This window comes from Telmatobacter sp. DSM 110680 (assembly GCF_039994875.1).
Classification (GTDB): Bacteria; Acidobacteriota; Terriglobia; order Terriglobales; family Acidobacteriaceae; genus Telmatobacter.
The window spans coordinates 2,323,471-2,346,568 of sequence record NZ_CP121196.1 but is presented as its reverse complement, the minus strand read 5'-3'; the positions used below and the strand labels follow the sequence as shown (position 1 = coordinate 2,346,568).

The 23,098-nt window shown below is 57.3% G+C and carries 23 protein-coding genes and 2 tRNA genes; 14 read left to right on the top strand and 11 right to left on the bottom strand.

Annotation, left to right across the window (positions count from 1 at the left end; all coding sequences use genetic code 11):
* Window positions 1–2 precede the first annotated feature (2 nt).
* Window positions 3–1,625, bottom strand: coding sequence for an ammonium transporter (locus tag P8935_RS09735; RefSeq protein WP_348264800.1), 1,623 nt, complete (start codon window positions 1,623–1,625; stop codon window positions 3–5).
* Window positions 1,626–1,939: 314 nt separating this feature from the next.
* On the opposite strand from P8935_RS09735, the gene P8935_RS09730 reads away from it, so the two are divergent.
* A complete protein-coding gene (locus P8935_RS09730) occupies window positions 1,940–2,107 on the top strand; it encodes a hypothetical protein (protein ID WP_348264799.1) in 168 nt (55 codons plus the stop codon).
* 130 nt (window positions 2,108–2,237) lie between these two features.
* On the opposite strand, the gene P8935_RS09725 is transcribed toward P8935_RS09730, so the two are convergent.
* A tRNA-His gene (locus tag P8935_RS09725) sits at window positions 2,238–2,312 on the bottom strand.
* A gap of 27 nt (window positions 2,313–2,339) precedes the next feature.
* Between P8935_RS09725 and P8935_RS09720 the strand changes: the two genes are divergently transcribed.
* The gene (locus P8935_RS09720) at window positions 2,340–2,924 is read left to right on the top strand and encodes a DUF4112 domain-containing protein (protein ID WP_348264798.1); all 585 of its coding nucleotides are present in this window, start codon (window positions 2,340–2,342) and stop codon (window positions 2,922–2,924) included.
* A gap of 71 nt (window positions 2,925–2,995) precedes the next feature.
* Window positions 2,996–3,072: transfer RNA gene (locus P8935_RS09715), tRNA-Pro, on the top strand.
* Between the two features lie 23 nt (window positions 3,073–3,095).
* Here P8935_RS09715 and P8935_RS09710 read toward each other — a convergent pair.
* On the bottom strand, window positions 3,096–3,359 hold the full coding sequence (locus tag P8935_RS09710; RefSeq protein WP_348264797.1) for a hypothetical protein: 264 nt from the start codon (window positions 3,357–3,359) through the stop codon (window positions 3,096–3,098).
* 387 nt (window positions 3,360–3,746) lie between these two features.
* On the opposite strand from P8935_RS09710, the gene P8935_RS09705 reads away from it, so the two are divergent.
* Window positions 3,747–4,148, top strand: a complete 402-nt coding sequence (locus P8935_RS09705; RefSeq protein ID WP_348264796.1) for a response regulator — start codon at window positions 3,747–3,749, stop codon at window positions 4,146–4,148.
* Window positions 4,149–4,181: 33 nt separating this feature from the next.
* On the opposite strand, the gene P8935_RS09700 is transcribed toward P8935_RS09705, so the two are convergent.
* From P8935_RS09700 to P8935_RS09690, 3 genes are all read right to left on the bottom strand, one after another.
* Window positions 4,182–4,925 (bottom strand): Stp1/IreP family PP2C-type Ser/Thr phosphatase, encoded by a 744-nt coding sequence (locus tag P8935_RS09700; RefSeq protein WP_348264795.1) that lies wholly within the window; start codon window positions 4,923–4,925, stop codon window positions 4,182–4,184.
* 58 nt (window positions 4,926–4,983) lie between these two features.
* Entirely contained in the window at window positions 4,984–6,315 is a 1,332-nt protein-coding gene (locus P8935_RS09695; RefSeq protein WP_348264794.1) for a hypothetical protein, read from the bottom strand.
* 273 nt (window positions 6,316–6,588) lie between these two features.
* Window positions 6,589–8,103 (bottom strand): DUF6600 domain-containing protein, encoded by a 1,515-nt coding sequence (locus tag P8935_RS09690; protein ID WP_348264793.1) that lies wholly within the window; start codon window positions 8,101–8,103, stop codon window positions 6,589–6,591.
* Between the two features lie 213 nt (window positions 8,104–8,316).
* On the opposite strand from P8935_RS09690, the gene P8935_RS09685 reads away from it, so the two are divergent.
* From P8935_RS09685 to P8935_RS09670, 4 genes are all read left to right on the top strand, one after another.
* Window positions 8,317–9,537, top strand: coding sequence for a DUF763 domain-containing protein (locus P8935_RS09685; protein ID WP_348264792.1), 1,221 nt, complete (start codon window positions 8,317–8,319; stop codon window positions 9,535–9,537).
* A 66-nt stretch (window positions 9,538–9,603) separates the two neighbouring features.
* Window positions 9,604–10,566, top strand: a complete 963-nt coding sequence (locus P8935_RS09680; RefSeq protein ID WP_348264791.1) for a DMT family transporter — start codon at window positions 9,604–9,606, stop codon at window positions 10,564–10,566.
* A 127-nt stretch (window positions 10,567–10,693) separates the two neighbouring features.
* On the top strand, window positions 10,694–11,101 hold the full coding sequence (locus tag P8935_RS09675) for a bacteriohemerythrin (protein WP_348264790.1): 408 nt from the start codon (window positions 10,694–10,696) through the stop codon (window positions 11,099–11,101).
* Between the two features lie 96 nt (window positions 11,102–11,197).
* Window positions 11,198–11,611 carry a bacteriohemerythrin gene (locus tag P8935_RS09670; RefSeq protein WP_348264789.1) on the top strand — a complete coding sequence of 138 codons (414 nt, stop codon included), beginning with the start codon at window positions 11,198–11,200 and terminating at the stop codon, window positions 11,609–11,611.
* Window positions 11,612–11,671: 60 nt separating this feature from the next.
* Here P8935_RS09670 and holA read toward each other — a convergent pair whose 3' ends face one another.
* The 3 genes from holA to P8935_RS09655 all read right to left on the bottom strand — a co-directional run bounded on the left by holA (window position 11,672) and on the right by P8935_RS09655 (window position 14,419).
* Window positions 11,672–12,835 (bottom strand): DNA polymerase III subunit delta, encoded by a 1,164-nt coding sequence (holA, locus tag P8935_RS09665; protein ID WP_348264788.1) that lies wholly within the window; start codon window positions 12,833–12,835, stop codon window positions 11,672–11,674.
* Window positions 12,836–13,006: 171 nt separating this feature from the next.
* Window positions 13,007–13,531, bottom strand: a complete 525-nt coding sequence (gene lptE / locus P8935_RS09660; RefSeq protein WP_348264787.1) for an LPS assembly lipoprotein LptE — start codon at window positions 13,529–13,531, stop codon at window positions 13,007–13,009.
* A 48-nt stretch (window positions 13,532–13,579) separates the two neighbouring features.
* Entirely contained in the window at window positions 13,580–14,419 is an 840-nt protein-coding gene (locus tag P8935_RS09655; protein WP_348264786.1) for a class I SAM-dependent methyltransferase, read from the bottom strand.
* Window positions 14,420–14,484: 65 nt separating this feature from the next.
* Here P8935_RS09655 and P8935_RS09650 point away from each other — a divergent pair, with 65 nt between their 5' ends.
* The 5 genes from P8935_RS09650 to P8935_RS09630 all read left to right on the top strand — a co-directional run bounded on the left by P8935_RS09650 (window position 14,485) and on the right by P8935_RS09630 (window position 17,913).
* Window positions 14,485–14,904 (top strand): EamA family transporter, encoded by a 420-nt coding sequence (locus P8935_RS09650; protein ID WP_348265324.1) that lies wholly within the window; start codon window positions 14,485–14,487, stop codon window positions 14,902–14,904.
* 66 nt (window positions 14,905–14,970) lie between these two features.
* On the top strand, window positions 14,971–15,930 hold the full coding sequence (locus P8935_RS09645; RefSeq protein ID WP_348264785.1) for a DUF5946 family protein: 960 nt from the start codon (window positions 14,971–14,973) through the stop codon (window positions 15,928–15,930).
* A gap of 96 nt (window positions 15,931–16,026) precedes the next feature.
* Entirely contained in the window at window positions 16,027–17,043 is a 1,017-nt protein-coding gene (cyoE, locus tag P8935_RS09640; protein WP_348264784.1) for a heme o synthase, read from the top strand.
* A gap of 7 nt (window positions 17,044–17,050) precedes the next feature.
* Window positions 17,051–17,611, top strand: coding sequence for a DUF420 domain-containing protein (locus P8935_RS09635; protein ID WP_348264783.1), 561 nt, complete (start codon window positions 17,051–17,053; stop codon window positions 17,609–17,611).
* Complete coding sequence (locus P8935_RS09630; protein WP_348264782.1) at window positions 17,608–17,913, top strand: hypothetical protein; 306 nt, start codon at window positions 17,608–17,610, stop codon at window positions 17,911–17,913. The genes P8935_RS09635 and P8935_RS09630 overlap by 4 nt, the downstream gene beginning before the upstream one ends.
* An 83-nt stretch (window positions 17,914–17,996) precedes the next feature.
* Here the strand turns inward: P8935_RS09630 and P8935_RS09625 are convergent, their stop codons facing one another.
* Entirely contained in the window at window positions 17,997–19,868 is a 1,872-nt protein-coding gene (locus P8935_RS09625) for an alpha-amylase family glycosyl hydrolase (RefSeq protein WP_348264781.1), read from the bottom strand.
* A 140-nt stretch (window positions 19,869–20,008) separates the two neighbouring features.
* Between P8935_RS09625 and P8935_RS09620 the strand changes: the two genes are divergently transcribed.
* The gene (locus P8935_RS09620; RefSeq protein WP_348264780.1) at window positions 20,009–20,521 is read left to right on the top strand and encodes a DUF1003 domain-containing protein; all 513 of its coding nucleotides are present in this window, start codon (window positions 20,009–20,011) and stop codon (window positions 20,519–20,521) included.
* 109 nt (window positions 20,522–20,630) lie between these two features.
* Here P8935_RS09620 and P8935_RS09615 read toward each other — a convergent pair whose 3' ends face one another.
* The gene (locus tag P8935_RS09615; RefSeq protein WP_348264779.1) at window positions 20,631–23,036 is read right to left on the bottom strand and encodes a protein kinase; all 2,406 of its coding nucleotides are present in this window, start codon (window positions 23,034–23,036) and stop codon (window positions 20,631–20,633) included.
* Between the last annotated feature and the right edge of the window lie 62 nt (window positions 23,037–23,098).

The following is a 23,098-nucleotide window of genomic DNA, read 5'->3' as shown; positions in this document are numbered from 1 at the left end:
GATCAATCGCCGGTTGTGGATGCGCTGCGCAGCGAGGTCATCTCGTGTACTGGCGAGTGCCCAGTAACATCCTTAGGCATGCCAGCCGGTGCGGCCAGCGACGAAATGACGTACTCCGGATAAGCTGAGATGCCATGCTCATGAAGGTCAAGTCCATACAACTCACCCTCTTCTGAAACACGCAGCGTCCCCGTCAGGTTCACCAGGTACATCAGCAGCATCGCTACACCAAAAGTAGCGGTCGTGATGATTGCGCTGCCAATGAACTGGGCCTTCAACAGGGTGAAGCCACCGTGATAGAAGAGCCCGGAGAGCGCTGCCGAGTTGTCAGGACCCGCTGGTCCAGATGCCCCATACTTGCCGCAGGCAAAGAATCCGAGCGAGAGCGTACCCCAGATACCGCACAGGCCATGCACGGGAACCGCACCGATAGGATCGTCGATGCGCAACCACTCCAGTAGCTCCACGCCCATGCACACCAGGACCCCGGCGACTCCACCCAGGATGATGGAACCAGTTGGGGTGACCCAGTAGCAGGGGCATGTAATCGCAACAAGTCCTGCAAGGAATCCGTTCACCGTGAATCCCACATCCCATTTCTTGCTAAGGAAATAGGCATACATCATCGCCGTAAGTCCGGCCGCGCAGGCTGCGAGCGTGGTATTGGCGGAGACGCGTCCGATACCCACAAAATCCATCGCCGAAAGAGTGGAACCAGGATTAAAGCCATACCAGCCGAACCACAGGATCAGTCCGCCAGTTGCCGCGATGGTGAGATCATGCGGCAGCATGGGAGCACCGCCGTCGCGTTTGAACTTGCGCCCCAGCCTTGGCCCCAGAACAATGGAGCCGGCCAACGCGATAAATCCACCGATAGTGTGAACGACCGTCGAGCCTGCGAAATCGTGGAAGCTCTGTCCGAGGTTGGGAAGAAAATAACCGGTTGCGCCCATCGTCGCCAGAAAGCCATCCGGACCCCATGCCCAGTGGCCAATGATCGGATAGATAAACCCGGAAACGCCAAGCGAGTAGAGCAAATCGCCGACAAAACCCGTCCGACCAATCATGGCACCGGAGGTAATCGTGGAGCAGGTATCGGCGAATGCGAATTGAAAGATCCATACCGCGAGGAATGCCACACCTGTAGATTCATAAGTTTCAGGCGCACCTTGCAGGAAAAACCAGTGGTAGCCGATGAATCCGTTGCCATGGCTGAACATGAATGCGAAACCAATTGCATAGAAAAGAATTCCGCATAAACACGTGTCGACAATGCACTCCATCAGCACGTTCACCGTCTCGCGCGACCTGCAGAAGCCTGCTTCGAGCATCGTGAATCCAACCTGCATGCCGAACACGAGGAAGGCCGCAATCAATGTCCATGCGGTGTTTACAGGATTCACAATGTCAGCAGCTTTCATCGGAGTATCAGCTGCGTACACCTTTGCGAAGAATATTGCGGTGATGCCGGCCGTGACCAACAACGTCAAACCGACACCAGCGAGTTTGCCTGCGAGCACGGTCGCGCCGTACTTCTGCCACATCGGCTGGCGCAGGCGTTCTGCCAGCCGGGTTAGCTTTTGCGAAAAAGACAGGGATCTCCCTGGCCGCACAATGGGGTTCATCGTGTAGCTCCTCCATTCAATTTTTGGAATCTTCTACTGTCGAACTGCGCGAGATGCTGCAGGGTACACTTCACCGCTGGGCCGGTAAGGTCTCTTGCGGTGAATTCGGTTGCGATCTGATTTACAACTCAAACGAGAAGGGAAATGGACCCGGATGTCTTATGAATATACGAGTCCGTGTTTGGACTTTAAAAGGCTCTCTCAAGGAACACAACTATACCTTGGTATGACTAGTGCCGCTTTCCCTGTTTCCCTATACTCTCAGCTGACTTCGAGATCGAGCCATAGCTCTCTCGACGGGTTCGGGAAAGGTTGTGTCTCGCACCATGACTCACTCCATGATGGTTTTAGCTGTTCGGCTTGTTGAGATCATGTTCTTCAGCGGATTGATCGGATGCACCCTGGTCGTGCTCATCAGCTGGATCTCGATCTTCAAAGAAGGCTTCTCCGACCCGACAAACGCCGAAGCCGACAGGCATTGATCCCCGACCATTGCGCAGGCATGATCTCCAGTGCATTTCAGAGTTGTTGATTTAGACAGCTCAGACCGGGGCTGCTTTGGGCGCGCGTACGCACGCTTATCGGGTCAGACGAAAATTAGAAATCTTCAATTGGGGCGGCTAGTGGGGATCGAACCCACGACATCCTGAGCCACAGTCAGGCGTTCTGCCGCTGAACTATAGCCGCCACGTACCTCTACGATTGTAGCATCGAATGAATATGCCCAATGGCGACCGGAAGGCCTCACGTACGCCCGATTCTGAAGCCAAATCGACTCGATTCAGCCAGCGCAAGGGCCCATCGGTTGATGGCATCCTCGTGCCGTCAGGGCGCTGGGATCGTGGCGCCTGGCTCTTTCGGGATGCAACACTGCGTCAGCTCGAGATTCTGCTCGACGAAGCATTCCGGATCCCCTTCACCAAGTTCCGCTTCGGCATTGACGGCATCATTGGACTGGTACCGGGACTGGGGGACGTCATGGCGGGGTTGCTCTCCCTCATCATCCCGATTGCTGCCTGGACCCGTGGGGTTCCTTACATCACTTTGTTCCGCATGACTGCCAACATTGGCATCGGTGTACTGGTGGGATCGATTCCCATCCTTGGCGACGTGTTCGATATCGCCTTTAAGCCCAATCGACGTAACTACCAGTTGCTCCAGCGCCACTTGGGTGAACCACGTCGCCACACCTGGAAAGACTGGGCGTTCCTCGCTACTGTCCTGTGCGCGCTAGGAGTCGTTTTTGCGATCCCGATCATAATCGTTATCTGGCTGTTTGCATGGCTTATCCACCATTGAGTCCGGATGGCTTCGAACGAGATCCAACGGTACAAGCCGCGAGGCTTTCCGCGATACAATCAGAGAAACGTCGGGGCGTAGCGCAGTCTGGTAGCGCATCTGCTTTGGGAGCAGAGGGTCGGGGGTTCGAATCCCTCCGCCCCGACCAGAAATGGCAGAAGTGGATTCTATTCACCGCGCATGAGCGCGCTTCTGGTCGGCCTGTCTCGCCTGGCTGGCTTGACCCGCATTGGTCGCCAAATAGCCTTCAAATCTAATCGAAAATCCCTGAATATTTCGCGCGGATGCTTCGCCGCCCACGAGCCAGTCCAACAAGAATCCTGAGCCGGAACTCTCGCGCATAATCTCCCGGGGATTCTGGATCTGGATAGGTCTTTCCGGCCGTTCCCCGACAGGATTGAGCCTCTTCCACGAATGATATTTCGCACTGTTCATAGATTTGTTCGTTGCCACCTGATTCACGAACATACCGAATACAGGACGCAAATGAATTAGATTCTTTATGTTAGGTCCGCACCCCGGAGATATCCACGCAGCGAAACAGTAATACGCCTTTATTACTCCAAGGGCAAAAGGTAAGTACTCTGAACCCCTAAGCCCTGTGTAATCGCACCTCGTTCTCATGCGGCATCGACGGAAGACAAGACAGACGCATACGTCGCAGTAATCAACTCATGGATTCCAGAGATACGCGTCCCGCACTGTGATTGATATTGATTTGCTTGTATTTGTTGAGCGTCAGATAGCCAACCTTACATTCACGACCGGGCATCCTTCACAAGAACAGTGGGCGGTTCGGATTTTTCCCACGGGAGGCCCTTAATGCCTGAAAACGTGGGAATGATCTTGATCGTGGAAGACGAGAAGATGGTGGCCGACTCATTGGCCCAGATTCTTTGCTCAAAAGGCTACGACGCACGCGTAGTCTATTCCGCAGAAGCGGCACTTCAACTTGTCGAGCAATGGTTCCCCGATCTCGCGATCCTCGACGTAATGCTTCCGAAGATGAATGGAATCGATCTCGCGGTGCTCCTGAAGGAGCGCTTCGAGAGTTGTCACATTCTGTTGTTTTCCGGGCAGCCAACAGTCGAGGCACTTGTGAAGAAGGCAAAGAGCGAAGGGCATGAGTTCGAGATCATGGCCAAGCCGGTGCATCCGACCGTGATGCTTGAGGCGATCTCGAAACGGCTGTCAACGAATGGTGCGCAGCACTGCCAGGCCTGAGACAGGAAAAGACGGAATCGCCTATCTAGCTAACTACGCCTCTGCGCGTACGAGCAGACACGTGATGTTATCGTGACCGCCCGCCTTTTTTGCAGCGTCAACGAGTCTCGCAGAGAGCGCTTCAAGGGGGAGTGCGTCATTCAGCAAGGTCTGAATCGCGGAGTCTGGTAATTCGCGCGTCAATCCGTCGGAGCAAAGCAGGAACAGATCGCCGGGTTCGGCCTCGAGTTCAAACACGTCGGGCGTCACCTGCGACTGCGTGCCCAAGGCCCGCGTAATCACGTTTTTTAGAGGAGAATGCAGGGCTTCACGCGGGGTCATGCGGCCCATTCGCACCTGCTCCTCGACCAGTGAGTGATCACTGGTTACCTGCTCCAGGCGACCTTGGCGGAGCCGGTAGCAACGGCTGTCCCCTATGTTCAGTACCCACACATGGTGCTCGCAGGTCGCCAATGCCACCAGCGTTGTGCCCATCCCGCTCAGCCGGTGATTCCGCTGGGCGCGTGAGAAGATCGCCTCATTGGCGGCGCAGATCGCGCTTTGAGCCGCATCGGCTAAAGGCGTTGTATTTTCAGGATTTCGATTGGTTAGAAGGCGAAGGAATTCGTCAACGGCGAGGGTGCTGGCGATTTCTCCAGCGGCTGCTCCGCCCATTCCGTCGCAAACTATATAAACACCCGACTCAACGGAAAACCCGAAGGCATCTTCGTTGGAAGGACGTTTGCGCCCGCGGTCAGTGACCGCCGCAGCCGTATACCGGACGACAGCTGTGGCCAAGAAAAACCTCCGCAGGCAAGTTTACACGTCGGAAACGCGCCTGAATACCCGCTGCCCTCTACTGCCCGGCAGGAAGACCGGGAGATGTAGGCGGCAGTTCATATACTTGGATGGCTCCAGCGTCGAGAATGGCCACACGCCGGGCGGAGGGTGAGATGGCAACATTGCCGCCCCCATCCAGAATGGGACTGGCAGGCGCAGTCAAATTCACCTTCCCGGTGATCGCATCGTAGACCTCCACGAGTTGTCCTTTCACATCGTCAAAACTGAGCGGGGAAAAGGTATCGATCGGGTGGGTTACAACAAGAGTTTCGCGGGCAAGGCGCAGACCGTTGGGTGCCATGTACAGGCGCGGCCAAATCTGGGTTGGCGGCTTCACCACATTCCAAAGACGCTTGCCGTCGGTCGACATGGCAACCATCCATCGACTGTTGTCGGGATTGCAGGTGGTGACGAGCACTTCAGGATTGGAGACAAACTCGACGGAAGGCGCGCACATCGAGTCGAGTTTCCCAATCACGCGACTTCCACCCTTGAAAGAATCCAGGTTCAGCACCCATTCGTGCCCTTTGCCGCGCAATGATTCGACGAAACCATCGGAGTTGATGGGCAGATGCACGGTCGTCCGGGTGCGGCTGACCAGCATAACCTGCCCCGTAGCGCGTCGCACAATACGCAAGACAATGTCGGGTTCCGCATACGATTTCACCTCATCCGAAGTGACCCACGCGGAAGCGGTCCCCGGGCTCGGCACGCTGCCAGTTTGAGGTTTAGTGCCAACAGGCTCACGAGAATCGGTAGCAACCAGATCCTGCGCCGGGTCAAGTTCAAGCCACAGTACCGGGCCTTCAAAATGCAGGGAAGGCTTGAGTTCCAAGGACGCTTCTCCGAGCTGCAGGTCGTTCTGATTGCGCAAGAGGAAATGTCCGTCGTTCAACATCCACAAATACCGGCCCCTGTCATGCAGTGTCCACAGGGCCTCCGCATTCACCGTTCCACTGGGCAAAGCCAGAACGACCGCGCGTATTTGCCGCTCATCGCTCGCAGACGCATTGTCTCGCCGGCGCATCAGCCCCGGTGCATGAAACGTGAATAAAAGGTGGTCTTCATCCAGAAAGTCCAGCGACACGAGACTTTCCCGCTGCCCCTGATAAATAGCGCCGGGCGCAAAGAATCCGAGCGGCTCAACAGGAATGCTGAAAGCGGCTGGCTGGGACGCCGGCTGTTCCCGATTCACAGAATCTGCGGGAGATGCGTCCTTCGCATCCTTGGGATGGTGTCCGAAGAGTTGAGCCTGCGCTGCCGCATGTAGCATTACGGCAAATGTCAGAACCCGGAATACATGCGCAATCAAGCCGCGCGCTTCAATCCCCAAAAATCTCTTCACCATCTCTGCATATATTCTCGCCGATTCCTCGGCTCTACCGCGCCGTCAGCGTCATTTTCTTAAATGAGTGGTGACGGAGAGCACCTGGGCCCTAAGCCCTCATTAAGGTTCTGAGAGCAACGAGGTTCCGAGAAGAAATGAAGTGACGCCAATTGCTCGACCTTGGTTTCGGTGTGATAAGGCGGGATGCAGAAGTACGGTGTTCGCAGAAGAGATGCTGTGCGCGTTACAACTGGTGACGCGCACAGCCAAAATCAAGTCGAATTCCGCGCGCCGCTATTTCCTGGCGCCGCCCCCGGAGGGAGCCGAAGGAGCCGGCGCAGATGGCATCGACGGACCACTCGATCGAGCGCCGCCGCCGCTTGAACCCATGTTGCTGTTAGATCCACCAGAATATGAACTCGAAGATCCCTGCGAGAAACTTGACGGCGGTGGTGCGTACCCGCGATGAAGTGAAGCTCCCATCAAAGCAGACGATGTGAGGCCGCTACTGGACCTGCCGGTCTCCGGAACGCTCGCATAGATCGGGATCCTCGCAGTGCCGTGACTAATCGATTCATTGGAAAACTTGTGCAGATTTCCAAGCGTCCCGCGCGGCACACCCAATCCCGCCGAGTCTTTGCGAAACACAAAAGACGAGGACGAGGCGATCTCAGACCCTGCAAGCGGCTTCGTATTTACCGCACTTACCGAGGGCGCATGCGGAGAAGGAGGAAGTGTAGGCCGGTGGGGAATACGTCCGCCATTGCCGCCGTTGCCACTGCCGCCAGTCGGAATCACCGCTGTCGTCGCCGTTGTAACGTTGTTCAGGCCATTCCATCCGCCGCCCGGCATCCATCCCCACCCAACGTTGTCGCAGTAGGCCCATGAGCCATAGTGATACGGCGTCCACGCCCAGGGATAGGGCGAAACCCATGAATAGCCCGCGCCTTGATACCAGGCCCAGCTCCCGTTTGAATACGGTTGCCACGACGCACTCGCGAAGTAAGGACGCCACATCGATCCGCAGCCGCCAGCATTCACAAAGCTGCCGTAATAGGCCATATCGCGCATCCCGTATGCATAGGGCGAGTTGACACCCGAGAAAGATGCCACATTCGAATGATATGAAGCCGCATCGTGATCCCACGCATCGAAGGGGGTCGGCTCAATATCCTTGGCAATCGTCGGCTCATTCTGGCCGAAAATTGCAAACGTTGCTGTCTTCTTTTTGGGGATATTTACCAAGCCATTCTCCCCACTCGCGTGAACCACACCATCAAGCACAGCGAGCTTCGCGTCGGTGTCACCCAGCGTCAGTCGGACGTGTGTCGCCGGGTCAAGCTCGAGCTTGCGCTCCCCAAACACAACGGCAAACTTGTTTACGGGAGCCTTTCCGCTCTGCGGTTTCACCAAACTGATATAGGCGCTGCCTTTGATGATATGAACCGAAGAAATGGTCGCACCGCTGGCATCGCGTTCCAGGCTCGGAAATTCCACGAGCGAATTGGGAGCCAGCCGCAGCGAGCTGTTGTCTTCAAACTCAACCTCTGCAACGCCCACACCGGTGCGAAGTTGGTTGTGCTCAATAATCGGCAGATTGGCGATGCCCGGCTCAAAACCGCGGCCGTTGCTGCGATCGATCTGGACAGTGCCGCGCACCTGGCTAAGGCGCACAATGCGCACCTTTGAGACGCCTGGATCTGTCGCAGTGTTTGGAGGGTTTGCGTCGTCCGCCTGCGCATAGAGCATTGAACCCAGCAGCAGAAGCGGTAGTGATGTCATGGCCTTGAAAAGAAGGGTCTTTGTCATGTTCGCATCCTCTTGTTTCGTTGGCGAACGTTGATCGCAAAACGCCTTGGGGAGGTAGCACCGGCCAAGGCGCACCGTGCCAATGATGCTAGCACGATCTTGGATGGTCTGACGACACTCGAAGTTCTGCGTTCCAATGAAATAAAACCAATCGCTTCAAAATGGAACACGCTCCCCGCGAACCGGCCATCCCATTTGCGAGAGAATATTGGAGTGAAACGCTCCGGAACCGCCGACCTCCCCCTCCACGGCGGACACGTACCGCCGTGGCTGGCCGAGCGCATGACCTTGCTTGGCACTGCGATTACCGAGTGTGTCCTCGAGTCCTACGGCCCGTCAGAGTTCCTCACCCGGATCAGTGATCCATTCTGGTTCCAGGCGCTTGGCTGCGTCATGGGGATGGACTGGCATTCCTCCGGAATCACAACCTCGGTCATGGGAGCGCTAAAACGCGGTCTTAATCCGCGCTTCCGGGAACTTGGAATCACCATCTGCGGCGGCCGCGGCAAACATTCCAAGCGCACTCCTGCAGAGCTGCACGAATTTGCCGGGCACACCGGCCTTGATGGAGACTACCTTGCCCGTACCAGCCGTCTCACCGCCCGCATCGATAACAACGCCATAGCAGACGGATTTCAGCTTTACCTGCATTCCTTCGTCATTCACAAATCCGGTGAATGGGCCGTCGTGCAGCAAGGTATGAATGCAGATAACCGCCTCGCACGCCGATATCACTGGCACTCGGCGGCCGTCCGCGACTTCGTCTCCGATCCCCACACGGCAATCCTCGGTAAACCGCAGGGCACAATTCTCAACCTGGTCGACCATCGCGCGGTTCACGCTCAAAAGGCGCTGCTCTCGATCGCGCATGAACCCGTACAGGCATCGCTCGATGAAATTCGCAAGCTGACCATGCCCTCCCACCACGACGTTCGCCCCGCAGACCTTGATCTGAAGCGTTTAGGCGGAGTGCTCGCTGTAGCTCACGAAGAGGACCTCCGCAACTTTGCATCGTTGCTGCTCGTTGAAGGACTCGGTCCGCGTACCCTGCAATCGCTCGCTCTTATCGCCGAGGTCGTCCACGGTGCACCCAGCCGATTTGACGACCCTGCTCGCTTTTCTTTCGCGCATGGCGGGAAAGACGGCCACCCCTTCCCGGTTCCGCTCAAGACATACGACGAGTCTCTCAGCGTTCTGCGGCGTGCTTTGGATGCAGCGAAGCTCGGACACACGGAAAAGCTCGAAGGCTTTCGCTGTCTCGACCGGCTCACGCGCAACGTCGAAAGCAACATGGAACCCTTAGCTGACTTTTCTGCGGCGATAAGCCACGAACGCAATATCTCATCTTCTATCGGCGGAAGAACTGTCTTCGAAGACGTACCCAAGTCGCAAAAGACAAAATCTTCAAAACAGATGTCGCTTTTCGCTGACTGACTGTTCCCACCAGATGCAATCGACTGGCGTGGGCCGCGAATCCGCTGTGCGACAGTAAAAGCAGGCATGGCAGACAACACAACATTGAGCCCGCGTACCGCCTTCCTCGGCTATGGGGCATGCGCGGTTGCCGGATGCCTCTGGGGCACTGGCTTCTACTTCGGCCGCCTTGCGCTCAATGAGATGAGCGTGGAGCACATGGTGCTCTACCGGTTTCTCTTTGCCTGCGTTGGCCTTCTGCCCGTCGCGCTCCTGAATCGTGTCCGCTTTACGGCCGCCGAAATCCGCATCATTCTCATCTCCGCCGCCTTTGGCATTCCCATCCAGTTCCTCATCCAGTTTCACGGTTTGGCCCACACCACCGTGAGCCACGCTTCGCTGATGGTTGGATCCATGCCTGTTCTGCTTGGCGTCGCCGCTGCACTGTTCGCTGGTGAGCGCCTCGACGCGATCGGCTGGACTGCATTGGTCGCCTCCACGGTCGGAGCTGCTCTCATCGTGCTCGGTGGACATCGCGGACCGGCGGCACAGGGTGAACCCACTTTGTACGGCGACATGCTGGTGGTCTTATCGCTTTGCACCGCGCTCCTATGGATCCTCCTCAGCAAGAAACTCATGCGCTCGCACAGCCCGGTCGTGGTCACGGCGTACAGCATCCTTGCCGGAACGGTAATGCTGGCGGTTTGGACCCTCGGCCCCATGCTGTTCAACCCGTGGCGAGTAGAAAAAATCTCTCCTCCGCCCTTCAGCCATGTGAGTGTCACAGCCTGGATCGCCCTGGCCATCAGCGGCCTCGCCTGCACCGCGACCACCACATTTCTGTGGAACTGGGGTATCCATCACGTTCCCGCCTCGCGCGCCGGGGTCTTCCTCAACATCGAACCGGCTCTCGGGTCCTACCTTGGCGTGAAATTACTCGGCGAACACCTTGGTCCTTATGCGTGGTTTGGCGGAGCACTCATCCTCGCCGCTGCTGTTATTTTGACCACTCGCAGTCACGGACCCCAGCCAGACATGATTCTGGAGTAAAAGCACCACGGTAATGCGCCGGAAGTCACATCCCGGGTGATCCCAAAGGCCCATAAGCTCCCCACAATAGCGCCATTGAGACTGTTCATCACTAGGGTGAGACTTGTCTCTGGTTGCGGAGATTGAGATGACCCTGTTGACGTGGAGCCATGAATGCATCGTTGGCGTGCAGGCCATGGACGATCAGCACGGCATCCTGATGGATACCCTGAATGAACTCCGCGTCATGCTGCTTCACGGTGGCGATCGCCAGTGCATCAGCCTGCAGCTCGAACACCTCATTGAATTCACCCAAATGCATTTCCAGAGCGAGGAACAGCTTCTGCAGCGGGAAGGTTTTCCCGGCTTCGAGGAGCACCGCACGGCGCACATGCACCTGCTGGCAAAACTCTATTCCGCTCTCGAACAGGTGAACCACGATGAAGCCCTCCACTTCCCTTCGCTGCTCGCATTCCTCCCGTCCTGGTACATGGAGCATGTTGAGCAACTCGACCAGCCTTACGGCGTTTGGCTCAACGATCGCGGCGTCTTTTAATCCTTTTTCCTCTCACCCCGAAAGTAGAAGCTCTCTCAACTTCACCAGCCCCGTGCCGATATCTTGATTGCCAGGCTTTGGCGGGAGAGAGACGGAATGGCACTTTTGACTTTCAATAAATCCGACTCGGTTGGCATTCAATCCATTGACGATCAGCATTCATCTTTATTCGACTCGTTGAACGAGTTGCACGCAGCCATGCTGAAGGGTCAGGAAAAGTCAGTCACCGGTCGCCTGCTCGACGATCTGCTGGCATACACGCGAAGCCACTTCTCCGCCGAAGAGTCGATGCTCGCCAGCGCGAAATATCCCGGTCTGCCAGAGCATCGTGCCGCACATCTGAAACTAACATCGCAAGTAGCCGATTACGCCGAACGTCACAGGCGTGGAGAAGCCGCTCTCAGCGTGCACCTCATCACGTTCCTCCGCGACTGGCTCACAAGCCACATCCTGCGAGAAGATCGCGCCTATAGTGGATGGCTCATGCAATCCGGCACACATCTGTACTAAGAAAATCCCGCAGCGGGCGAATTCCCTCACCGTCCGTAAACTTCTAAATCTGCAATTTGTTTAGACTTCGAACGACAACTGCGACGAAGCCCACGGTGACGATGCTTTCGGCTCGGATGCGAGATCGTAAACCAGACGCTCCAGCACGAGGCGCTTGTCCGGCGGAGATGAACGCAATTCCAGATCGGCTCGCGCAATCAACCGTATCGCCCTCGTCAATTCACGCCGGCTCTTGTACCGCCGAGCCTGGCGGATCAGATCGTCTGCCGCAAACGGAGGCATGCGAAATCCCTGCCACAGCGCTTGCCAGATCGCTCGCGAGTCACGCACGTTCTTCTCGAGAATGACCAGCATCTGCCGGAAGGTGCGTGCCAGCATATAAAGGTGCCCAATCGCCGCATCCTCGCCCGCATCCGAACTGTTCAACAACCCGTGCAGCAGCGCCAGTGCCTTTGCCGTATTGCGCGAGCTGATGGCATCCGTCAGTTCATAAAGAGAACGCTGCTTGGCCGCCAAAACCATCGTCTCAACATCGCCCAAGGTAATTCGGCCACGGCCAGACGTGTACAGCAACAGCTTTTCCAGCTCTGATGCAATCAGCATCATGTCGGCTCCCAGCGCGTCCACAAGCTCGCGAGCCGCATCCGGTTCGAGTTTGGTATCGGTTGCCAGCGCCGTTGCAGTCGCCCAGCGCATAGCGTCTTCTTCGTTCACGCGCGCCAACTCGACCATTCCGCAGTGCTCGCCGAGAGTTTCCGACAAACGCTCAAACCGATTCTTGTCGTCCATCTCCATGCGCCGCGTGTCGGTCGGTATACGCAAAAAATCCGCCACGAAGATCAACAGTGCCTGCGGATTCGGGGACTTAAAGTACCGGTCCAGCGCCGCAAATTCATCCTTCTTGGCGCCGCGGGTATAAAGCTGCCGCACATTGCGAACAAAAATTACCTGAAACGGCGCCATCAGCGAAGGCGTTTGTGCGCGATCGAGGACATCAAAAATCGGGGTTGTACTCAGATCGAGATCGGACAGGCAGAAGTCTTTGAGATCGGGCGGCACGAATGCCTTGAGAACAGCGTCGCGGCAACGATCCAGCAGAAAGATTTCATCGCCAGCCAGCACATAACCAGGTCTCAACGAGCCTTTATTGGTGGCTGCAGCCTCAATCTCGCCAACAAAACGCCCAACTGCGCTGAAACCTGCACCCCAACGAGAGCCGCTCATCGGGCAAAACTCCAGGTTGGCCGGGCAGCGAGCATGCGTATACAGATTAACAGTGAGCGATAGGGCGCTATCCTGAGGATTAAACGGCAGAAACTCAACTATAACCGTAACTTGTGTGTGCTGCTTAAGTCTGTTGCCTGGTCGCTAGTCCCTGTTCCCGAGCCCCTGCTTTCACATTCCTTCCAGCACGTCCGCCACCAGCGCCCGGGCAAAGTCACGGGACATGCGGTCAACCGCCGAGGAGCTTTCATCCAGAAATGTTGGCAAATCCGAAGTGGACTGGTACTGACCGCGAAACACATAATTCTTGTTCTCGTAGAGCACCTTGCCGTCACGAGCCTTCAAGGTCACCGAAATTACCAGCGTGATCAGAAAGCTCGAAGCCTGCTGGTTGGTGGTGTTGTAGGTCAGCGGCGCAACCGTTTCATTCAAGATGGTCCCGTGCAGAACCACGTCCGAATTGCCGTTGTCTGCCGGCGTTACTCGCATCTTCGAGCGTGCAGCAAACTCGCGAATCACGGCGTCAGTCAGCGCTGTCTCGGTGTGATACGCCTCCGTGCGAGTAGCAAACATTGGCACTGAAAGCGTGCGCGCGTCAGGCGGCAAGTGCGTGGCCGCACCCAGCGTGTGATACCCGCACCCCGAGGCAGCGAGCAAAGTCCCTGCAACGGACAGTCCAATGAGTCTACGGATCATGCTTGCATCATTGTAGCGTCGCGAAGTTTCAATGCGTCGCCTTTGACATCACACTCCGGCAGTAACCAGCATCCCCAGCCCCAGAGGTGAGAGCTTCAGCCCGTCAGCGCGATCGTTGAAATAAAGATCGTTGAGCCGTCCGGAATCCACTTGCTCCACGCGTTTGAATCCTTCTCGCCGCAACTCAGCTTCCAAATCCTCCGGTGTGAAGAAAAGCCGAAACGGCTCTCCCGCCGCCGCGACTCGTTCCGACAACCTGTCGAATGCGATTCGTCCTATCGGGCTCAACGTCTCCGGCGCAACCGCGTAATCAAACGTGACCGCACTTCCCACAGGCATCCGCGCCACCACGCTCAACGTCGCCCGAAATGCATCCAGCGTTAGATACGGCACCACGCCCAGCCAGCCAAAGAATGCACGCTTAGTGAAATCCAGCCCCGCTTCGACCAGTCCGTCCGCAAGCGTCTGGTGCTCAAAGTCCAGCGCCACAAATACGAGATTCGCCGGCAGCGCAATCGCAGCCTGCGCCAGCATCGCCCGCTTCCACACCTGGGTAGCCGGAAAATCCACTTCGAAGACACGCAACGTTGAGAATGGATTCCGATACGCGAACGTATCCAGACCCGCCCCCAGCACCACGTATTGCGTAACTCCGCAGGCCACCGCCTCGGCCAACTGGTCCTCGGTATAGCGGCTTCGTGCCGCCATAAAGCCACGAAAATCCCGGCCTACCGAATGCATCGCGCGCTCCATCAGTCGCGGGTATCCGTCCCCGACGAGCCGCAATGCGATAGGGTCATCCAGCACCGGAGGCTTGTCGATCATCTGATGCGCAGCACGCCGGATCGCCACTCCCAAAGCAGTTTTGCTGGCCCGGCCGCTCTCCATGAAATCCAGTCTAGATGAACGAGAACACACCCAAGCCGCATACCATGATTGCTATGACATCCTCGATGACATGGATTGGATGGGCGCTCCTCTCCGCGCTCTTTGCCGCCGCTACGGCACTACTGGCCAAGGTAGGTGTAGCTCACATCGACTCGAACTTGGCAACAGCCATCCGCACAACCGTCGTTCTGGTCTTCGCATGGTCCATCGCCCTGGCTCTCGGCAAACACGGTGAGATTCGCTTGATCGATCGGCGCACCCTCCTGTTCCTGGTTCTTTCAGGAATGGCCACCGGCTTGTCGTGGCTTTGCTACTTCCGCGCACTTCAACTCGGTCCCGCCTCGAAGGTCGCTCCGCTCGACAAGCTCAGCGTCCCGCTGGTCATGCTATTTGCGTGGCTGCTGCTGGGTGAAAAGCTGACGATGCCGACAGTCGCTGGAGGACTCCTGATCACAGCAGGTGCGGTTGTGATGGTGCTCGGATAACCGTCTCCCAGTTCACCTTCTTATACTGGATTTAGAAATTCACTCTCCGTTATTGGAACAACTCATTTGCCTTCGACAGATCAACTCGGGCCACCACCAGCAACGCCACCGCGCCGCATCGTTCTCACCGGCTTCATGGGCTCCGGCAAATCCACAGTAGGTCCGCTTATCGCCTCCCGCCTCGGCTGGCAATTCATCGATGTCGACAATGTGATCGAAGCTGAAGCCGGCGCAACCATCGCCGACATCTTCGGGCGCCACGGCGAGTCGTCCTTCCGCGACCGCGAGCACGCCACCATCGCGCGCCTCGCATCCGGCGAAAACCTCGTCCTAGCTCTCGGAGGCGGCGCCATCGAACGCGAAGACACGCGCACGCTTCTTCTCAGCGACCGAGGCACTCTGCTCGTTCATCTTGAAGTCGAACTGAACACGACCCTCGCCCGCTGCAGCGGCACTGAAAATACCCGCCCCGTCCTCGCCGATCACGCCAATCTCGCTGCGCGCTACCGGCGCCGCTTGCCCCTTTATCGCACCGCGCATGTTTCCATTCGCGCAGATGCGGGCACTCCAGATCAGGTCGCCGACGCTGTCCTCGAAGCCGCCGGCTTGCCGCGAAACGAAGAACTCTACAACCAGCTCGCCTACTACACGCTGTCGCATCCTGACCCAGCGTTCATCCATCAACTCGTCGTCGATGCCTATGCCGCACAGAACGCAGATGAGGGCACCAAGCCGATCGCCGTCATCTTCTCCCTGATCGGCCTATACCTTCATCTCGAAAAAGGCTTCACGGGCAAACAGGTCCAGCGAGCCCACATGCAGCTCGCAAAGTGGCCTAACACCTGGGTCAAGCCTCCTCTGCCAAAAAAGAGAGGGGACATTCGCATTCAAAACGTTCTCGCCGCCGACCCCGGCCCCGCTCGCGACGCAATGATCGAGCGCTGGTGTGCCGCAGTTTGGGAATGCTGGCGGCCGAGTCGCGCCCAAATCGTTGAATTGGCAAAGAAATATCTCGGAACTGACTGACCTGCCTCAATCAAGCGCACTCCGAAGCCACTTGTTATCATCAATGCAGGCGCACGCATCCGCACCGCGCCTCCACCGAGGTTCCTGTCCGCCCTTATGACTCCCGTTTCCCAGGCTGCTGCCTCATCCAATTTTGCCGCGCAGGACACGGCCTCATCCAAGGAGCAGGCACCTTCCCATCCAGCGCACCAGATCCACGCCCCTACCCCCGGCGTAACCGCGACACTGATCAACGATCTGCGCGAGTTATTCAAAGTACGTGTGACCGGGATGGTGGTCATCACCGGATGGGCAGGCTTCTATCTCGGGTCCATGCAGTCCGGAATCTCAAGCGTCCAGCGCGGACTGCTCGACACTCTTCTTGGAATTGGCATGGTCTCCGCGGGAGCCAGCGCGCTCAATCAAGCTCTCGAACGCACCAGCGACGCCAAGATGAAGCGCACCGAAGATCGACCCATCGCGGCAGGCCGCATCTCGCTCATCCAGGGCGTAGCAGCCGGACTCGGCTCTCTCGCGCTCGGCGGCTGGTGGCTGCTGCTGCATACCAATCTGCTCACGGTTTCACTCGCTCTCTTAACAGCGTTCTGCTACGTCGCCATCTACACCCCGCTCAAACGCGTCACTTCGCTTGCCACCTTCATCGGTGCATTTCCCGGGGCCATGGGTCCGCTGCTTGGCTGGACCGCCGCCCGCGGACGCATCGAATGGCCGGCCGTCGCACTATTCGCCATACTGTTCGTCTGGCAGTTCCCGCACTTCATGGCAATCGCCTGGCTCTACCGCGACGACTACGCGCGCGCCGGAATCCGCATGCTCCCCGTCGTCCAACCCGATGGCTGGTCCACGGTTGTTGAAGCGCTGTTCTACGCTGTGGCCATGATTCCCGTAAGCCTTCTTCCGTGGCGACTCGGCATGGCAGGCACAGTTTACGCAATCCCCGCCACGATACTGGGCCTTTTCTATCTCGCGTATACCATTCGCTTTACCCGCATCCTGCGCACCACGAGCGAAACCGAAAGCCGCATGGTAGCTCGCGATCTGCTTAAAGTAAGTGTCATCTACCTGCCTCTGCTGCTCACCACATTGATGGTTTGTGCCATCGCCAAACACTGAGGAAAGAATGGGCGCCACGGCAACCACCTCGCAATCTCGCGCCAACACCCGTCCGGCCATTCTGGCGATCCTGGCCATCAGCGCGGCGGCTTCCCTCTTCCTGTTCTGGCTGATTTACAAGCACCCCGCCGCGGACGTATCCAGAGTCAAGCTGCCATTCCTGCCGGCGCTTAACGCAATCCTCAATGGCCTCAGCGCAACCGCTCTACTTGTCGGCTATACGTTCATCCGCGCCCGCAAGATCACCGCCCATCGCGCATCCATGATCACGGCGTTCATTTTCTCCACCCTGTTTCTAGTCAGCTACATCCTGCATCACTATCTGCACGGCGATGTCCGTTACCCGCACCATGACGCCCTGCGGACGTTCTACCTTATCTTGCTGGCGAGCCATATCCTGCTTGCAATAATCGCACTGCCGCTGATCTTGATCACCTTCTTCTTTTCGCTCAGCGGACGCATCCCCCAGCACCGCAAAGTTGCTCGCTGGACATTTCCCATCTGGCTGTATGTCTCCGTCACCGGCGTCATCACGTACGTGATGCTGCGCCTCGCGCAGGGATCGTGAGCCGCATGCCCGTGAGCGAACGCACTCCCGAATCGTCGAAACGCACGGCTTCCGCTAGCGACGGCACTCGCCAGCTTTTGCAATGGGGCTCGTCTATGGTGGGCGCAGGAATCTTGGCCGCAGTCCTGCTTCAGGCGTTCCTCGGCGGGTTCGGACCCACCGGCGCCAGCACCAACACTGGCTGGTTCGCCCTCATCATCGCGCTTATGTGCCTGCCATTCGGCGGACTCCTGCTCACACTTGGCATCGCCAAATGGTTCCGTAACCGCAGTCTTCAACGTGGCACCACACACCGCGACTAGACATTCATACTTCGAAAATGTCTGCACCGCCACTCGTCGGTAGGTGCCCCGGATCTCACTTCTGAGACCTGGGAGGATGCATCTCACTTGCGCTCGACGGACGCAACACACACCCCAAGGCCCGGAACATCGACATCTAAAGTCTTCCGATTCATGCGTGCCGATCCTTCGCCCAGAAGCATCTTCGCTCCGGTCGCGCCATCGATGACAGTTCCCCCAATTTCGAGATGAACTTTCACCGCTGCGGAAGACCGGTTGACAACAACGAGAACATCACTGTTTTCTTCTTTCGGTGACTCCATAGGCGCAACGCGCACATAAGCCACCACATCCTTATCCGACGTTAAAACCTGCATCTCTCCGGTACTCAGCGCCGGCTGCTCAGCGCGGAGCTTGAGCAGTTGCCGAACCCACTCGTGGATCGCCGTTTGCTTACGGTCGCGGTTTGTGAATGCGTTCTGCGTCGCACCAGGCCAGCCGCCCGGAAAATCATGGCGATTATCGGGGTCGTCTCCCCCGGACAGCCCGATCTCATCGCCGGAGTACACCTGCGGCATTCCTCGCATGGTGAGCAGAACCGCGAAAGCAAGACGCATCTTCTCCTGAGTTGCACCGTCGGCAGAAGCGAAGCGCGACGTGTCGTGATTGCCGAGGAACGCAACCAGGCGCTCCGGGTGTGGAAATAGAGCGTCCAGTCGCCACACGTCTGTCAACCGAGTCATCGGAGCATCCTTCAGAAACACGTCGCGCAGCGCACAGTAAGAAGGAAAATCAAAGGGCGTATCAAGGCCTGTGTCCACGCCATTGCGCGTCACGCCACCCGCATAGGACGACGTTATCGTTGCATCGCAGTTGAAAACTTCGCCGACCGTCGTGAGCTTCGGATAGAGTCCATGAATCTGCGCGTGGAAGTCGTGCCAGAAAGCGCGTCCAACATATGGAAACGTATCAATGCGCAGCCCGTCAGCCCCCGTTTTCTCTATCCACCAGATCGCATTCTCAATGAGATATTGCGCCGTCGCGGGATTTTCCTGGTTGAGATCGGGCAGGACATCGGCGAACCATCCCTGCAAAACGTCCCGCTGATCGCGCCACGGAGCATGAGGATTCACAAGAGGCTGGAAATCACCGATGGCCTTATGATGATCAGCCTTCGTTCCATGTAGCCACTCAGGATCAGGCTCGTCATTCACCCACGGATGCTGCGGACCAACGTGGTTCGGCACCGTATCGAGCACAAGCTTCATGTGGCGCTGATGAAGCGCAGCCGCGAGCGATTGAAGATCGGCAAGCGTTCCGTAGTGCGGATCTACAGCGTACATATCGGTCGCGCCGTAGCCATGATAGCTGTCCGGCTCGTGCTCGTTGGCATAGACAGGTGTGAACCAGACCGCAGTGAAGCCGGTGTCCTTGATGTAATCGATGTGGTGTTCAATCCCGCGAAGATCACCGCCGTGCCATCCACGCGGCTTGGCACGTTCTGCCGTGGCATCGGCGCTGGTCTCATCCGATTGGGCTTCGACGCCGTCGTTTTGCAGATCGCCATCGGCGAACCGATCCGTCATGATCAGGTACATCGCGTCGGCCGATGAAAAGCCGGCAAATCCTGCATCAGCGCGTTTCCGCTCGTTGAATTGATAGGAGGCAGACGCGTCGCCCGCAACCGTGTGGGCGTGCAGGGACACCGTTTCAGGCTCGCTCGGCGAGGCATTCAACCACAGTTCCGCCCAATGACAATTGCTTGAGATGCTGAATCGATCAACGTGAATCTCTGGATCGCTAACACTGAAATGAGCACTACATAAATTCTCTCCGCGCACCAGCAACATGGGCTTGGGCATGTCTGCCCACCAGTCCGGTGGATCGATCTTCAGGATGCGAGGTGCACCCGCCGCACCATGCAGAGACATCGAGCAAGCTAAGGCCAAAACAGCCATGAACAGAACGCGTTTCAATCCTGTAACTCCGTCAGACGCAATAGTATTGAGCAGGACCGGAACATGCAAAAACACTTGGCCGGCATAGCATAGGCACTCTCTAACTCTCAGCAAGGCATCCTACCACTGAGCACCGCAACTCATTCCGAGGAAAAACGATGCAGGCTTCCAATCACGTGCAAGAACACATCGGTACGATCGCCAAGCACGAGCAGGAGTTCCTCGCGCGTAGATCTCCGGCGGAGAGACTGGGCGATTTGACTGCGACCATCGTCGGCAATCTCGGATTTGTAGCCGCTCACATTCTTCTGTTCGTGTTCTGGATTCTCGTAAACACTCTGCACCTTCTTCAAATTCCACATTTTGATCCCATGCCCTTTTCGCTCTTGGGAACCGTAGTTGCCATGGAAGCTATCCTCCTTGCAAGCCTTATCCTGATGAGGCAATCACGGCTCGCCCGACGCGCCGATGAGCGGGAACATCTCATGCTTCAAATCCTTCTCCTCACTGAAAAAGAAGTCACTGCGCTGATCAGCATGAACCGCCAGATCGCGGCGAAGGTGGGCTTGTCAGATATCAGAGACAGCAAAGAGATTGAGCAACTCGGTCGCAAAACTTCGATCGATCAGGTTGCTCAAGACATTCAACGAAGTTTGTCGGAGGATCTGTAGCCAGTTGCATCCGCTCGAATTAGAAGGAGTTTAGTGTCTAGTTGATTCAAGAGCCAGAGGCGCTTTGCCTGAGACCATCTCGATCAAGAGTACAGCTCGAAATCACGTTTTATTTTTGCGCCTCGGACTGTAGATTGGTCAGCAGTTGATGCGCTTCCGCGGTCATGGCTTTTGCCCCGGATGAAACGGCGCCGTTCGCAAGGATCCTGTCCGCAATTTCGGCATGCGGCAGCGCTTCGCGAACGCGATCCTCGCCGGCCAAGGCCCGCGCCAGCATCATGTGCGATGCGCCGATGCGGCGGTCCGTGGCGGCAATCTTCCCCTCCTGCACCGAGATCAGTTCTCTCGCAGTCTTCTCCGCCTCTGGAAACCTGCCCGTGTCCACATACGCTTCTGTCAGAAAGAACAGGACCTCCGCTAAATCAGGACTCGAGCCGGCAATCTTCCTCCAGCGCGGAAGCTCTGGCTCCAGCAACCTCAGCGCGTCGGGTGCCCTGCCCAATTTGATGAGAGCGCCCGCAAGGTAGTCGCCTGCCGTGAGCGCTCCGCGGCTGTCGGGTCCCGAACAAGAGAGGTAGCCATCATAAGACCGCTGAAACAGCGGCAACGCGCTCTTCAGGTCGTCTTTCATCTGATAAGCGTAAGCGAAGTCTCCATACACCTGCGATTGATCACACAACTCGGACGGATCCTGGTTGTAGATATCCAATGCCTGCTGATAAAGCGGTAGAGACTTGTCGATCAGACCGCGCAGTTCGAGATCGCTGGCCAGACTATAAAGAGCATCCGCAGCTTCGTGAGGAGGCAATTGTTTATCTCGCGCCTCCTTAGCCGCATACTCGAGCAACTTCACATTCTCGTCCGTACGGAAGCCGCTGTTTTCGCGATTGACGGCGAAGTACATTGCGGCTCGCACCTTGATCGCGGCGGACATGCCCGGCTCACGCGATAATTCCAGAGCGTGGGCAGTCAGTTCGGCACCCTGTTCCATCTGCCCATTCTGATAAGCAATATTGCCTGCGAATGCTTCCGACTCGGCCTCGGACTGCAGGTCGTGGGCAGCCTTGGCGCTTGCAGTTGTTTGCGTAAAAACCGCCTGCGCGCCATCCAGATCGCCATTGTCGAACATCGATTCTGCAAGGCTCATTTGTGCCTGCCGCAGATCGGCCGGATCCTTGATGTACTGCGGTAACAGGCGAGTTCCAAGTTTTAGAAACTCCGGTACAGTGGCCGCGGGTTTACCGGTAAAGTTCGAATTCGCGAGCCGGAACAGGCTGTACAGAAATGTTTGCATGCGAACGGCACGCTGGCCGGCGATCAGGGCCTGCTCCTGGCGCCAACCTGCATAGGCGATGCTCGTCAGAAGCGCAATTGCGAACAACACAGTGGCAATCACGCTCCCCCGGTTCCGGCTGACGAACTTGCTGATGCGATACATCGCAGTTTGCGGACGCGCCAGCACCGCGCGGTCGGTGAGGTAACGCTCGATATCGTCGGATAAAGCATCCACTGAAGCGTACCGTTCCGATGGAAGTGCGCGCATGCACTTGGCGGTGATGGTGGTCAGATCGCCGCTCAGCAGTTGTCGCAGCCGGCTCTCCGACATACTGCGAGCTTCAGCAGCAGGCGCCGTCACCGCGTCTGGCAGCGGGTCCGGCTCTCGCTGGCTCAGGGCACGTTCAAAAACTACTGCCGCCGAATCCGTCGTGCGCCGGCCCGTGAGCAATTCGAAAAGAACAGCTCCCAGAGAGTAAACGTCACACGCCGTAGTCACGGATTCGTTGCGCAATTGTTCGGGGCTCGCATACGCCGGCGTCGCCAGCACTGTGGTAGTCAATTGGCTGTCGGCCTGCACCAGCTTGGATGTTCCAAAATCAAGTAACTTGACCGTACCCTCATCGCTTACCAGAATATTCGAGGGCTTGAGGTCGAGATGCACGATCAAATTGCGATGGGCATACGCCACTGCATCGCACACCTGGAGAAAAAGTTGCAGGCGATCCCGAATACCCAGCTTGCGTGCGTCGCAGTATGCGTCAAAATGTTCGCCTTCCACATACTCCATCACCAGGTAGGGCTCTCCAGAATCGCTCAAACCCGCATCGAGCATGCGCGTGATGTTGGGGTGATCGAGCGAAGACAGGATGTGCTGTTCGCGATGAAAGCGTTCCACGAATGAAGGGCCGGCCGCATGCGGCGACAGCACCTTCAGCGCCGAACGCTGCGGAGCGCCGCCCATAATGCGCTCCGCGAGGTAGACCGATCCAATGCCCCCCGAGCCCACTAGCCGTAACAGTGTGTACGGACCAAATCGCGCAGTGGGCGCTTTGCGCTCAGGAATTTCTGACAGCGTTGTGTCGTCATGGGCACGCCGAAAGATCTTCAGTGCCCGCTGCACGAGCATCGGATCTGGGCAATGCTCGGCAAGCACCCGCTCCCGATCATTCTCGGGTGTCTCCTCGGCAAGCTCGAAGAGCTGTTGCAGAATTTCCCAGTTCTCGGCATCACGGGTCATCGAGATTTTCTCCAGGTGCGCGAATCCAATGAAAGGTGCTTCACACGAAACTGCATCACACC

Excerpts from the sequence above, each read along its gene's own strand:
- P8935_RS09735 (WP_348264800.1), bottom strand. The coding sequence starts at position 1,625 with ATGAACCCCATTGTGCGGCCAGGGAGATCCCTGTCTTTTTCGCAAAAG.
- P8935_RS09720 (WP_348264798.1), top strand. The coding sequence starts at position 2,340 with ATGAATATGCCCAATGGCGACCGGAAGGCCTCACGTACGCCCGATTCT.
- P8935_RS09710 (WP_348264797.1), bottom strand. The coding sequence starts at position 3,359 with ATGAACAGTGCGAAATATCATTCGTGGAAGAGGCTCAATCCTGTCGGG.
- P8935_RS09705 (WP_348264796.1), top strand. The coding sequence starts at position 3,747 with ATGCCTGAAAACGTGGGAATGATCTTGATCGTGGAAGACGAGAAGATG.
- P8935_RS09695 (WP_348264794.1), bottom strand. The coding sequence starts at position 6,315 with ATGGTGAAGAGATTTTTGGGGATTGAAGCGCGCGGCTTGATTGCGCAT.
- P8935_RS09690 (WP_348264793.1), bottom strand. The coding sequence starts at position 8,103 with ATGACAAAGACCCTTCTTTTCAAGGCCATGACATCACTACCGCTTCTG.
- P8935_RS09680 (WP_348264791.1), top strand. The coding sequence starts at position 9,604 with ATGGCAGACAACACAACATTGAGCCCGCGTACCGCCTTCCTCGGCTAT.
- P8935_RS09675 (WP_348264790.1), top strand. The coding sequence starts at position 10,694 with ATGACCCTGTTGACGTGGAGCCATGAATGCATCGTTGGCGTGCAGGCC.
- P8935_RS09670 (WP_348264789.1), top strand. The coding sequence starts at position 11,198 with ATGGCACTTTTGACTTTCAATAAATCCGACTCGGTTGGCATTCAATCC.
- holA (WP_348264788.1), bottom strand. The coding sequence starts at position 12,835 with ATGAGCGGCTCTCGTTGGGGTGCAGGTTTCAGCGCAGTTGGGCGTTTT.
- lptE (WP_348264787.1), bottom strand. The coding sequence starts at position 13,531 with ATGATCCGTAGACTCATTGGACTGTCCGTTGCAGGGACTTTGCTCGCT.
- P8935_RS09655 (WP_348264786.1), bottom strand. The coding sequence starts at position 14,419 with ATGGAGAGCGGCCGGGCCAGCAAAACTGCTTTGGGAGTGGCGATCCGG.
- P8935_RS09650 (WP_348265324.1), top strand. The coding sequence starts at position 14,485 with ATGACATGGATTGGATGGGCGCTCCTCTCCGCGCTCTTTGCCGCCGCT.
- cyoE (WP_348264784.1), top strand. The coding sequence starts at position 16,027 with ATGACTCCCGTTTCCCAGGCTGCTGCCTCATCCAATTTTGCCGCGCAG.
- P8935_RS09635 (WP_348264783.1), top strand. The coding sequence starts at position 17,051 with ATGGGCGCCACGGCAACCACCTCGCAATCTCGCGCCAACACCCGTCCG.
- P8935_RS09620 (WP_348264780.1), top strand. The coding sequence starts at position 20,009 with ATGCAGGCTTCCAATCACGTGCAAGAACACATCGGTACGATCGCCAAG.
- P8935_RS09615 (WP_348264779.1), bottom strand. The coding sequence starts at position 23,036 with ATGACCCGTGATGCCGAGAACTGGGAAATTCTGCAACAGCTCTTCGAG.